The 12514-nt window shown below is 54.7% G+C and carries 9 protein-coding genes and 1 CRISPR repeat array; of the genes, 5 read left to right on the forward strand and 4 right to left on the reverse strand.

The features are described from left to right. Nucleotides 1-175: 175 nt before the first annotated feature. The 4 genes from IT444_11925 to truB all read left to right on the forward strand — a co-directional run bounded on the left by IT444_11925 (nt 176) and on the right by truB (nt 5142). A complete protein-coding gene (locus tag IT444_11925) occupies nt 176-1876 on the forward strand; it encodes a M20/M25/M40 family metallo-hydrolase (GenBank protein ID MCC7193480.1) in 1701 nt (566 codons plus the stop codon). A gap of 241 nt (nt 1877-2117) precedes the next feature. After that, on the forward strand, nt 2118-2948 hold the full coding sequence (locus IT444_11930) for a fumarylacetoacetate hydrolase family protein (protein MCC7193481.1): 831 nt from the start codon (nt 2118-2120) through the stop codon (nt 2946-2948). Nucleotides 2949-3006: 58 nt separating this feature from the next. Then, nucleotides 3007-4218: a hypothetical protein gene (locus tag IT444_11935; GenBank protein MCC7193482.1), complete on the forward strand. Its 1212-nt coding sequence runs from the start codon at nt 3007-3009 to the stop codon at nt 4216-4218. A gap of 27 nt (nt 4219-4245) precedes the next feature. Then, nucleotides 4246-5142, forward strand: coding sequence for a tRNA pseudouridine(55) synthase TruB (gene truB / locus IT444_11940; protein ID MCC7193483.1), 897 nt, complete (start codon nt 4246-4248; stop codon nt 5140-5142). Here the strand turns inward: truB and IT444_11945 are convergent. The 4 genes from IT444_11945 to IT444_11960 form a co-directional block, all read right to left on the reverse strand. Beyond that, a complete protein-coding gene (locus IT444_11945; protein ID MCC7193484.1) occupies nt 5061-5951 on the reverse strand; it encodes a hypothetical protein in 891 nt (296 codons plus the stop codon). The genes truB and IT444_11945 overlap by 82 nt on opposite strands. A 50-nt stretch (nt 5952-6001) precedes the next feature. Next, nucleotides 6002-7084 carry a GntR family transcriptional regulator gene (locus IT444_11950; protein ID MCC7193485.1) on the reverse strand — a complete coding sequence of 361 codons (1083 nt, stop codon included), beginning with the start codon at nt 7082-7084 and terminating at the stop codon, nt 6002-6004. Nucleotides 7085-7139: 55 nt separating this feature from the next. Further along, on the reverse strand, nt 7140-8123 hold the full coding sequence (locus IT444_11955; GenBank protein MCC7193486.1) for a Gfo/Idh/MocA family oxidoreductase: 984 nt from the start codon (nt 8121-8123) through the stop codon (nt 7140-7142). Between the two features lie 118 nt (nt 8124-8241). Then, on the reverse strand, nt 8242-10746 hold the full coding sequence (locus IT444_11960; GenBank protein ID MCC7193487.1) for a DUF4838 domain-containing protein: 2505 nt from the start codon (nt 10744-10746) through the stop codon (nt 8242-8244). 683 nt (nt 10747-11429) lie between these two features. Between IT444_11960 and IT444_11965 the strand changes: the two genes are divergently transcribed. Next, nucleotides 11430-11681, forward strand: coding sequence for a hypothetical protein (locus tag IT444_11965; protein MCC7193488.1), 252 nt, complete (start codon nt 11430-11432; stop codon nt 11679-11681). A gap of 314 nt (nt 11682-11995) precedes the next feature. Then, nucleotides 11996-12490: direct repeats of the CRISPR family, unit length 36 nt; unit sequence GTTGCGGGTTGGCCACGGGCTGAGGTTGAATGGATG. Nucleotides 12491-12514 lie beyond the last annotated feature (24 nt).

Genomic DNA, 12514 nt, shown 5'->3' on the forward strand with positions numbered 1-12514 from the left:
CAATAATCGTTACAACCCGAAAAGGTCGCAATAAATTGCGTAATTTGGAGGACTTGGCGACCTATGCCTCCTAATGATGTGGCGCTGTCTCGTCGCCATCGTCTTTAATAGTCACTTCGCCTTTGTGAAGTTTTCCTGATATTTTGCCAGCCCAAACTTTCCCCGGAGTCTTCGCATGGCCGCTTCTGAAATCGCTCAATCCGCCGCGTCACCCGCTTTTCGTCAGTATCTGGTCGATCTGCTTGTCGAAATCGTGAAGATCGACACCACCCCGCGACCAGACGTGGCACTCTCACAGAAAAACGAAGCGCTGGTTTTCGATATCCTCGAGCGGGAGTTCAAGAAATACGGCTTCGCTGCATCATCCACGGAGCGGCCGGCGATCGATCCTGCTATCGGGAAACACCCCTTCTTTTCCAACCTTTACTACTCCATGACCAAGGAGAATCCCAAAGGGCTCACCGTCGAGGAGTGTTACAAAGGACGAACAAATCTTCTATTCAATGTGGACGGCGAACAGAAGTCCGGCAAAGGCGTAAACCAGGCGGTTGATGTACATATTGATGTGATCTCTCCGTATTTTCCGCCACGAGTCGAAGGCGATCGCGTTTACGGACGCGGTGCGTGCGACGACAAGGGTAACACCATCGCACTGATGGGCGCGCTCAAGCTCATCGGTGAACACCTCCGAAAATCCGGGAAACGGCTTAACAAACATTTCACCGGCCTGATCGTGATTGAAGAAGAAACCGGCGGAAACGGTTCGCTATCTATTGCGATCGATCGCAACCTGAAAAAACGGTACGACAGCCTCGTCGTGCTTGAAATCTGTGAGAGTCGTCTTTTTCCCGGAAATCGCGGCGCGGTTTGGTACAAGCTCGAAGGCACATTGCCAAACGTCAATCTCTTTGAGGCGGCGGCATTCATTGTTGAGGAAATGGAAAAAGAAGGTCGCTCCATCAAGTCCGAGAGCGACCACCCGTTATTCCCGCACCGACCCGTCCAGACCTGCCACGGCATGATGGGCAGCAGCGGCGAACACCCATCGCGCATCAATGGCCGAATCGATTTTGAAATTCATCTCAACAAAGCTGGCGCATCAAAAGCCCGCAAACTCATTCTCGATGTGACGAATTTCGCCATCGAAGAATACATCGGTCGGTATGGCGATAAGACCAAGGTAAACGATCCGCGAACCGGTAAACCCAAAGTCGATCACCATGTGGATGTGGTCGAGGCGGCGCATGGATTTACCGTCCAGGTTCACGGTTCGACCGGCCACATGGGTTCGATCCTCGAAAACGACGGGGCAATCACAAAAATGGCCCAGATCGTTCGCGGCCTGATACGCAGTCGAAAAGCCATCGAGACGGCAAGCGACGGAAAAATGGAACTGCGTCAGGTGAACTGGTCCGATTCGTCACACCTGGTGATGGAAGGCGGGCAAGGCTTTCTGCCAACACATCCGATCGATCAGGTACAACAACGCATGCGAGAGGCAGTGTGGCGCGGCGCAGATCATTATTTCCGCTTGGTAGGCGTGAACGGGAAAGGAGCGGACATATTCAAGGTTACATACGAGAAATTACATAACGCCGCGTTTGCCGGCGCAGCAGATTCTCTCGATATGCTCAACGCTATCGAGTCCGCCAAACTTGCTGGTATCTGGAAAAATGAACCGATCCGCGGCTGGGATGTATCTTGCGATTCACGCATTTTCGCCTGCGAATATCCCGGCATGCCGGTTATCACAACCGGTCCAGGGTCGCTCAACTCGGCTCATAGTGACAGCGAACACATCGAGATCACCGAAATGGTGAAGTTCGCGGAGTTTCTGGCATATTTCATTTTAAAGCAGACGGGCACAGAGATCTGAGTAACTCGTACCCTCGAAAATACGCTGTACCGCGATCTTACCGACAGATCGCATACTAAGAATGGGATGAGCTGTTATCCGGTTCGTTGTATTCATCTGGTTCGATATTTCGCTGCACGTGCCGTAACACTCGCCGGAGAAAACAACCCTTGAACAGTTGCGTAATCCAGCGAGCGCCAGTGTTATCCTCCAACACTGGTGCTGCTCATGCCTCCGCTTCTTTGTCGTATCATTCTCAACTATGAAACTCTACCGCACTCGCCGTGGCTCGCTCGTCGAGCACGAAAACAAGACCTATCTGCTCGAAGGTATCGACTGGGATCAGTTGATCAACCACAACGATCTCGCTGGATATCTGCGCGACTCGATCAGCAAAATGAAACCGCTCGCTGCATCAGTACAGCCCGCAGATCTTCTGCCGCCAATCGTCTCACAGGAGGTATGGGCTGCGGGAGTCACCTACTTCCGAAGCCGTGACGCAAGAATGGAGGAAGCCAAGAAAGCGGGTGGAGGCAGTTTTTACGATCGCGTTTATTCGGCGGATCGGCCGGAATTATTTTTCAAAGCATCACCTCACCGAGTCGTCGGCACAGGTCAGAACGTCCGCATCAGACATGACTCCCGATGGAATGTCCCCGAACCTGAACTGACGCTGGTAATCAACAATCACGGCAGGATCATCGGATACACGATTGGTAACGATATGTCCTCTCGTGACATCGAAGGCGAAAATCCGCTCTATCTCCCGCAAGCCAAGGTCTATTCACAAAGCTGTGCCCTGGGCCCATGCATCCTTGTAGCTGACTCGACGCCGGCGAAGGAAACCTCCATCGAACTCATCATCGTGCGGAATGGTCGGGAAGTATTCCGTGGCGCGACCACACTGGCCCAGTTAAAACGTACTCCGGAGGAACTCGTGGGCTGGCTATTTCGTGACAACTCATTCCCTGCGGGAACATTTCTGTTGACTGGTACCGGAGTCGTTCCGCCCGATGAATTTACGCTCCAGCCGGGAGATGAGATTCGGATCACGATTGAACCGATCGGCACGTTGATCAATCGCGTGGAGTAGTTCGAGAGGGGTCTTCAACCGATACATACAGGCGAAGATCACCATACGGAGAGAATCGATGCGTTGCCTTATCGCTGATTCCTTTGAAGCCCAAGGCGTAGCCCTCCTTAAAGCGGCTGGCCTTGAAGTCATCACGAAGCCGGGCTTGAAAGATGACGCTTTACGTGAAGCGATTGCCACGGCTGATCCGCACGTGCTTGTTGTACGCGGAACAAAGGTCACTGCGGCGATGATCGAGGCTGCGCCATCCCTGGGGCTTATCGTCCGGGCTGGTGCGGGCTACAACACGATTGATGTCGCGGCTGCGTCTGGTCGTGGAATCTATGTCGCCAACTGTCCCGGCAAGAATGCCGCCGCCGTCGCCGAACTTGCCTTTGGTCTGATCCTCGCGCTTGATCGTCGCATTGCTGAAAACGTCATCGACCTCCGCGCGGGAAAATGGAACAAAAAAGAATACAGCGATGCACCAGGACTCAAAGGTCGAGTACTCGGTCTCATCGGCATGGGCGGGATCGGTCAGGAAATGGTCGCACGGGCAAAAGGGTTCGATATGCCCGTCATTGCCTGGAGTCGTTCTCTAACCCACGAATCCGCAGAAAATCTCGGAATCGAACGAGCTGCGTCTCCGGTAGAAGTGGCTGCAAAGTGCGATATTCTCAGCGTTCACGTCGCACTGGTTCCCGAAACCAGAAACCTGATCAATGCCGACGTTCTTGCAAAACTCAAGCCCGGTGCCAGTTTTATCAATACAAGTCGCGGAGAAATTGTCGATCATGCAGCGCTGACTCAGGCCATTCAGGAAAAAAATCTCCGTGTGGGACTGGATGTGTTTGAAAAGGAACCGGCAGGCGGCACCGGCGTGTTCGAAGATCCGATCGTCAAGCAGTCGGGGGTTTACGGCACCCACCATATCGGGGCATCAACTGACCAGGCTCAGTCTGCGATTGCTGACGAAGCTGTCCGCATCATTACCACCTATATCGCTACCGGCCAGGTTTCCAACAGTGTCAATCTCTGCGCCCGTTCACCCGCCAAACGGCTGCTGGTTATTCGTCACCTCAATCGCCCCGGTGTGCTGGCCCATATTCTCGGTGCAATCAGCGAGGCGGGGATCAATGTCGAGGAGATGGAAAACATCATCTTCAGCGACGCCAAGGCCGCCTGCGCCAAAATTCGCCTCGATGAATCGCCCGACGCCAGAACAATCGAGCGGATCCGGAAAGGCAACGAAAATATTCTCGCGGTCAATCTTGTCGCGTTGGATGGATAGGTGAAATGTCTGTGCAACAGTTCACGAATGAATCCTGGTATTCATCTCATTCATAAACCCATTGGCCCGACCAGTTTTTCGGTCGTTCAATCCTGCGCTGGAAATATTGACGCTCGCCGCCTGCCTCGTCGTCCGCGCATCTGTCATGGCGGCGCACTGGATCCTTTCGCTAGCGGACTGCTTCTGATCCTCATCGAGCCGGCGACAAAGCTCTTCGATTACCTGCACGATGTACCGAAAATTTACGAGGCGTCGATCCGCTGGGGAGTGGAAACCGACAATGATGACCCCAGCGGCCGAATCATTTCCACCGGCAACCCCTCACAGCTTTCCCCGCATCAGCTTGAAATCGCTCTGGCTGACTTCACAGGTTGGCATGAGCAAATTCCGCCAGCCACGAGTAACAAGCGCATCAATGGCGAGCGGGCGTATGTGAAAGCACATCGTGGAGACATGGTCACACTCCCTCTATCTCGTGTCTATTTGCACGAAGCGCATTGGTTGGAACACGATCTGCCGCACGAGAGCCGCTTGCGCATCAGTGTGCGAGGCGGGTTTTATGTGCGATCTCTGGCGCGAGAGCTTGGCCGAAAACTTGGGTGCGGCGCGCACCTGTCGCAACTGCGTCGTGTTGCAATCGGTCCATGGAACGATCCTGGACCCGACAAGCGCGTCGAAATCCATGGTAGGCAAGTCTTGCCATGGACCCAGAGCCGTGAAGTAACTGAAGCCGAAGCCAGAGAACTACTCAAAGGAAATACCATCGCACAAGAAACACTCATTGCGCCTGATTGGCATTTGCCGGATGGCTTTCCAAACTCCGGCTTGGTTGTACGTGGATTTCAGCGCGGCCGGTTGTGTTTTCTGTTATCCCCTATAAATGAACGATTGGGCCTGCTCGCTGCGCTTCGCGGTGGGCTGTGAGGTGGTCGATGTTCGCTGCGTTGGCGCGGAGTTGCTTGTGATGCCTGGCGGATATTGCCGGCTTTACTTGCACCCGCTTTCTTCATGATGAACAGATAATTAAACCCCCGCAGGAAAAAGTTGCCCTCCTCCGCAGCAGCGCGGTAGTTCCCCATGTTCAGCGTGGCGTTATGGCGAACCACCGCGACGATATCCACCGGTTCGAACCGCTTTCGCATTAGGGAAAACAGCTCAAATCCGATCGGAAAAAACCCATTCCCTTTTACGAACGAATCGCTGACATAGAGAGCCATGTGTCTGCCCGGTCGAAGCACTCGGTGAATCTCGCCGAGTACCTTATCCATCGCTTCGTAATAGGCGTTTGATCCGCTGGAAACATCCAGCTTGCCGATGCAGCGAGGATCCTCCGAATAGTTGATGTGCGTCGAGTATGGCGGATCAATGAAAACCAAGTCCGCTTTTTCATCTTCGAGCGGCAATTTTCTCGCATCAACACGGAAGATGTCCTTGCGAGTCGGCGCCAGGTCATAACCCAGAGCCCGCCGATCAAGATCGCGAGCGACATCAAGTGTTGTCCCGCTTCCAGCACAGGGGTCAATGACCAGATCGCCGGGCTTCGTATAGCGTTGGAGCAGATTCCAGATGATGTAGCTTGGCGTCGCGCCTTTGTATCCCGGAATACCCTGCTGCACCTCGCCATAATCCTGCGAAGGATAATCCCACAGCGTGGTTGGCTGAATGCGCAGCGGCGGCTTTTTGAACTTCATCATGATGTGAAAAGAAATTGCATCGCGAGACAGACCAGACACCGGCTCATCATCGACGGAGCCAGCCAGGTTGTCACAGCTATTCGCACCAGTTATGAGAATCCGTCTTTCAATTGCGGCGCAAATCTTTCAACACGTGCAGCCGTGGCGGGATTGACCAGACGTTCGAGCATGAGCGCAGCAGTTCGGCGCGTCAACTCATCAATATCCACTTCAAATGGAATCACCGGCAGCCCATACACCAGCGGCAATTGCCGATTCGTCTGAACCGCAATCATCGGACTGTAATTACCCGCTTCTCGCAGCACGCTGGTCATACCCATCGCGAAGTGATCGTCAAAGACAATGATCCCTTCGGGTCGATCCTGTTCCGGCTTCTGAAGCAGAGAGGAGGCAATTCTCTGGCCGTCCAGTACGCCCGGTTCCGTTTTGAATTGAATAAGATCGCATGGAGCTAATTTCGCCAACGCGAGACTTCGCTCCACCAGCGTCTGTTCCCGACGATCAAACTCCCAACTCGTGTGAACCAGAGCGATTTTCTTCGCACCACGCCCTGCCATTATCTCGATGGCACGACTCGCCATCTCTGCTTCATCAATGATGACACCGCATGGCGCTTCGCGCCAGATCGGCGTATGACAGAGAACTACACCACGAGACTCGATCTCGCGCCAATTATGGAGCGGAATCGAAGTTAACAATACGAGGCCGTCCAGGTCCCCACGTTCAAGGTCTAGATGAACCGGTGGAACCGCGGAAAGCAAGGGATCATGGCCGCTGTCCGCGTGAACATACGCCGTGCATCGGCAGTTCTGATGGGCGAGAGCCTGCTGCATTCGCACGGTCAGGCTCGTAAAGAACGAGTTAGTCCCCTGTGGAGGCAGGTGCGGCGTGATTACTCCGACCGCCCATTCAACCGGAGGGATTTTCGTCGGATCGGCTATCACGGTACCGACACGAGTTTTTCGTGTCAGCGCTCCGGTAGAGACAAGCATTTGCATCGCCCCGCCGAGCGTGCTGTTGTTGAGGCCGAGTTTTCGCCATAACTCCTGCTGCGCCGGCAGTTTCTCGCCTCGACCAAGGCCTTCAGAGCGGATAAAGCGGATGAGACGCTTATAGGCTCGCCTTGTCTGGCCGCGATTGTGGAAATCCGGCGTCCGTAGTTGCGGGGTCATGGTTTTCCCATCGATCTTGCTTATTACCTTATCAGTATAGAGATATTTTTAACAATCAGACAGCACCCACATGGCGATAAAACGCATCAATGAGCGTTTGTGACGTCAGCGCAGCTTCGGTAAGGGGATGAATACTTACTCCTGTTTTTACCGCATCCGCAAACTCCTGCATCGCTGAAGACATTGCACTCCGTACCACGTCAGCCAGACCCCACTCTTTTGGAAAGCTATGAGTCTCGCGGGCCTCACCGTTGAGCGGTTCAAATCTCCACCCGCGCCATGCAAAAATGCGAATCGTGCCGTTGGTACCGTAAACCGTCAGCTCATCATCCATCTGCATCGGAGAACCGCGTCGCCACGACGCCAGAAATTGCGCCGGTATTCCATCTTCAAATTGCAACAGCATGGCGGCTGTATCCTCCGCATCTCCCATACCCTGCGTATATCCCGCATGTCCGCTGGTAAAACTCAATCGTTTCCCCGTTATGAACGCAAGACGGTCGAGCATATGAACGCCATTGGTCAGCGCGACACCCCCGCCAGCCTTATCGCGGCTGTATATCCATGATGAATATCCTTCCGGGATGTATTGGACAATGCGATCCGTAGCAACCACCAGCTTGCCAAGGACGCCCTGCTCAATCGCAGCGCGGGCCTCACGCATTGGCTTGTAAAAACGATGCGTCAATTCAACAACCAGAGTGATCCCGGCTTTTTTTGCAGCGGCGACAATGTCTTTTGCTTCATCAAGGTTGCAGGCGATCGGTTTTTCCAGGAGCACGTGCTTTCCCGCAGCAATGGCAGCCAGCGCAGCATCGCGATGGAGATGATGAGGCAAACAGATACTGACCGCATCGATATCGCGGGATTTAATCAAATCATTCCATGACTTGAAAATTTGAAGATGCTGCGGCAGGCCATCCAACCGCTGTGAATCCGCTACCGCAATAACATCCAGGCCGTCAACCGCCGCACTTGCTCCCAGATGCTGCCGTCCTGCAAAACCCATCCCGATAATGCCAAGCCGTATGTTGGACACGATCACTCTCCTGATGGCTGATTACAACTCACACCTACTCACATCAGTCTGAATTACCATCCTTGTGTTGTGGTAACGAAAAATATATCTGCTCGCCTTCGTATTCCGTGCGTTACGCTCACTTGCCGCTCGTGGCCTGGTTCGATGCCGGCCGATCCGCATTGACAACCTCGCGTGGCAGCAACAGCGCATTGGGTGAACCTGCAAGGTAGTTAGGTATGTTGAAAAATCGTAACTGTCCAAGAGCCAATTCTGACAACGACCAGGCATACCCATCGGTCCCTTCGGGTACGGGAATAGATACGAATCGGCCGCTTGTTTCCACCTTCGCTATGGGTTTGCCGTCCGGCCCGCGAACTTGATGAGGACCGCCCTGCCAGTAATAGTCAATCCGGCGTGTTCCTTTGGGCACGTAAAAGTACATTCGCTGCATATGGCCCAGATGGTGCTGTGACGCATGACGTAGGTCGATTGTTACAGGAACACCTGCTGGTACTTCGATACCCCACGCTGCCCCTTGATCGTCAAACTCCATCCAATACAGTCCCGCGGACGGTACCGTGATGTTGACCAGATGTTTGGCGCCATCCTGAGGTAACCGCTCGGACGCTATCTTTTTGCCGTCCGCTGAAGTCACCGTGTAGTGCGCCTCCGCCCGGTCGCGATACCAGGCGATAATTCCCGTCGTGATGGTCAGGCTGAGCGGCTCCCCCGCTCGACTGTAAAGTGCATAGCGACATCCATTCTGGAATCGTTGTGACGAAGCAGCCGGAGTATCGGTGACGATTCCGCTCGGCACCAAGTCTGATGAGAATTGCCGCTCTTCCACAGCCTGCGGCTGGAAACGGTCCATATCCTCGCGGAAGAGGCGATCAGTTTCATCGTGGCTAAGCGGTTCCTCAACGCGCCAAGGATTGTCCTTTTGATGAAAGCTCCAAGAAGGCTCGTTGAACTCCGTGGCTGCCACCGGAGTCCATCCCTGACGCATCGCTTCCCAGTGGTTCATGTAGCTGTAACGAGCGCGATAGACATGCCGCAATGCAGCCAAAGCCAGGTCTCGCCGCATCGCTTTATCCGCTGCACGATCATGCTCCCATCGTAGCCGCACGTAGTGCTGATATTGCTTGAGTTGATCGATCCGCGTGATCACCTCAGGATGCCCGGCAGCAAGTCGAGTCGCGTCGTCAAGATCTCGCAGTGCAAGAGCCAGCAGGTGTTCACTCAGGAGCGGATCGTTACCGGGATCCAACCGTTCGTAGTAACGCCGCATCGGCTCGGCTGCGGGACCAAATGCCTGTTGATAGAAATCGTCTAACAAGGTGTCCAAATCGGCTTTCGGATTCCACATCAGTTTGTTGGCGATGTAGTAGCCTCGACCATGAAGTCCCCAGTTGTTGCCGCTCTCACAATCAAGGCTGGTGGCACCGATCGCGGCATAGCGGCGGATTTGATCTCGGATATATTTGACGTTCGCACCTCGTCCACCCGGCGGCATGTCAAAATCCCAGAGCCAGACGGACAGATATTCGTAGAAACCAAAGTTACTGGCCACCTTTGGCCAACGCTCCATCAACTCATCAAACGTGTACTTCCCCCGGATGAACCCGGCTGTCATCTGCACGTAAACATTTGGTTCGAGCGCGAATGACGGCGGTTCGCAATGATCGTTATATGCGTAGAGGCCAACCATCTTGCCCGGCATCTCGTGAGCCACGCGGCGGGCTACTTCATTGGCGAGTCCGAAAACACGGTCTGAAATGCTCCCCAACTTACGGCACGCATCACACTCACAATGACCATCACCGTCAGACGTTTCAAGCGACACCATGTCGGCATTCGGGTTTCGCTTCAGGTAGTCCATTGCCCAATCGGAAGCGATTTGTCGTACCGCCGGATTGGAGACGCATAATTGCGGCCCCTCACGTTTCCCCTTTACGAGGGCCAGATACTCAGGATGGTCAGCGAAAACTTTACTGTTCTCCTCAATGATCGACTGCCATGCGTGCCCGGCATAGATCGTGCGTGATGCCGCCATGCGGTTGTGACGTGCCCATGCTTCGTAGTCGGCGCGGGCCTTCGCATCAAAGAATCCATAACCCCACCAGATCCGCCGCGACAGGATCGCCGGCCGATCATTGAGATCGAGTGAAACGGTAAGCGTCGGACGTGATGGGATTACCTCCCATTCCGGCGCGGGAAAGAACCAACGACAGCCAAGCTCTTCGAGTAACCGAAACGCTGCGTGCGATGTCCCCAACTCGGTAGCTCCGATCAATCGCACGCGGCCAGTCTCGGTACGGATGGCAAAGGCTTCGCGGCCGTCACACGTATCGCGGATCGCCAATGGCTCGATCAGTTCGGGATCAGGAAATTCCGCAAGCGTCCCCAAGACAATGCCTGTCGCACCATCGCCGACACGCACCTCGAACTTGCCTCCCGTGATGCGCGACAGATAGGCAGCTAACTCATCAGCGACATGCTTTGTCTTGTCAGACGCGGCAGATGAAATGCAGACGGGCAACAGCGGCTGGCCGTTTTCAGCGAGCGTGAGCGTGTGCGCTGGCCGAGTATTGATGACTGAGTCATTGGCGCACCCGACCATGCTCAAGAGCACAGTCGTCATGAGGAGAATTGCAATCCCGTGTTTACCGCTGGTTTGTTTCATCGAATTTCCGCCTCAATTTCTGGCACACAGACCGCAATCCATTGGGATCGGCAGCATGACACAGCCGCCGATCTGAAACATTCTGACCACCGGAATTGCAGCAGGATAATTCAGTCAGAGGCTGATGGGCAATTTGCAATTCGATACCGTGTGGGAGTGATTTCAGGCTAGACCGTTTTCACTTTTGCTCCAGCGTGCAGCCGCAGCAACCGAAGAAGCCGGCGGAAATGATCGTGGCACTTCGGGCGGTCATTGGTTCGCGGGGGCTTCAATGTGGCCGCAGTCGGATGACTGCGGAAACCAGCACCCGTCCGAAGTTTTGGATTACTCGGCAATTGAAAACGACATTTCGAGCGGCGGCAATTCAAGCAATGATTTCCATGAGAGAGCAGGTCTCTTTTCTTTCCTAACTCTTGACTTGTCAAAGATCACGAGCGGCTGCCCTGATTATCGCACCACGTCGCCGCCCGTTCTACTTCAAACAATAAACGCTCGGGGGATTGGAGAGAAAGGCTTCCTCAGGGTTTCGATGGAAAGATCAAGCCCGCTATGGCTCGAGCCGAGGTCAACGATGAGAATCTGGTCTTGTTTTGCATGGACCACCGCCGACAGCAAGGCTCGCTGCTGATGGACAACGGGCCTTGTTTGGTCGAGAGACGAGTCGCGGGCTCGTCGAATGGAGCCGGGGGGAATCGAACCCCCGTCCCGTTGCAGAAAACATCGAGAAACAAGCTGATTTTGAAATAAGCGCAGCGCCATGCGCAGCGCGTGATGCACAGGCCCACGCCATCGACCCGACGATTGCCACCCTGATCAACGCATGGGACAACCTGCCCGAACCCGTCCGGGCCGGCATCCTGGCGATGATCCAAGCTGCCAAGGGGGGCGAGTGATGATGCCCCGTCTACACCGTCTACGCCTACACAACCTCAAAAACGCCATCACCGCGCGAGGTTTCGTTGGCGCGGGGGTGGTCTGGCAAGGGGGTTTCGTAGACGCCCCGGGCGCATGGGTCCTCCCTGACACGGACTTTGCTGTCAATACTGCCGGGAACAGTCGGAAATCATAACTGGCTTTCTTTCGTGGTTTTATGAAGTCGCTGACCATCGCACAGACCGCTAAGCTGCTGAGCACGACAACCAAACAGGTGCAGGCCGATATCGCTACTGGCGCGCCGATCGGTGCGAATGGGCGGGTTGATCTCTTGGTTGCGGGTTGGCCACGGGCTGAGGTTGAATGGATGTCCATGCTCATAGTAGAGCCATCCATCCGGTTGCGGGTTGGCCACGGGCTGAGGTTGAATGGATGTTGATCCTCAACGGCTCGGTTGCGACTGCCGTTGCGGGTTGGCCACGGGCTGAGGTTGAATGGATGAGAATCTCATTCGCTGCGTCGTTGCCGCCAGTTGCGGGTTGGCCACGGGCTGAGGTTGAATGGATGACGCTTGCACGGTCAATGCTGCTTTGACTGTTGCGGGTTGGCCACGGGCTGAGGTTGAATGGATGTGCGGTTCGTGTTGCTGATGAGTTCCGTAGGTTGCGGGTTGGCCACGGGCTGAGGTTGAATGGATGTCGACTCCGGGCAGGATCACTCCGGCCTAGGTTGCGGGTTGGCCACGGGCTGAGGTTGAATGGATGTCGACGGCGTGTTGCTCGACCGAGACGACGTTGCGGGTTGGCCACGGGCTGAGGTTGAATGGATGAATGCTACTATCAATGATAGTATC

Source organism: Phycisphaeraceae bacterium, assembly GCA_020851465.1.
Lineage (GTDB): Bacteria > Planctomycetota > Phycisphaerae > Phycisphaerales > Phycisphaeraceae > JADZCR01.

Bases quoted from the DNA above. Each gene is read 5' to 3' on its own strand.
- IT444_11950 (MCC7193485.1), bottom strand. From the start codon at position 7,084: ATGACCCCGCAACTACGGACGCCGGATTTCCACAATCGCGGCCAGACA.
- IT444_11960 (MCC7193487.1), bottom strand. From the start codon at position 10,746: ATGACGACTGTGCTCTTGAGCATGGTCGGGTGCGCCAATGACTCAGTC.
- IT444_11925 (MCC7193480.1), top strand. From the start codon at position 176: ATGGCCGCTTCTGAAATCGCTCAATCCGCCGCGTCACCCGCTTTTCGT.
- IT444_11930 (MCC7193481.1), top strand. From the start codon at position 2,118: ATGAAACTCTACCGCACTCGCCGTGGCTCGCTCGTCGAGCACGAAAAC.
- truB (MCC7193483.1), top strand. From the start codon at position 4,246: ATGAATCCTGGTATTCATCTCATTCATAAACCCATTGGCCCGACCAGT.
- IT444_11935 (MCC7193482.1), top strand. From the start codon at position 3,007: ATGCGTTGCCTTATCGCTGATTCCTTTGAAGCCCAAGGCGTAGCCCTC.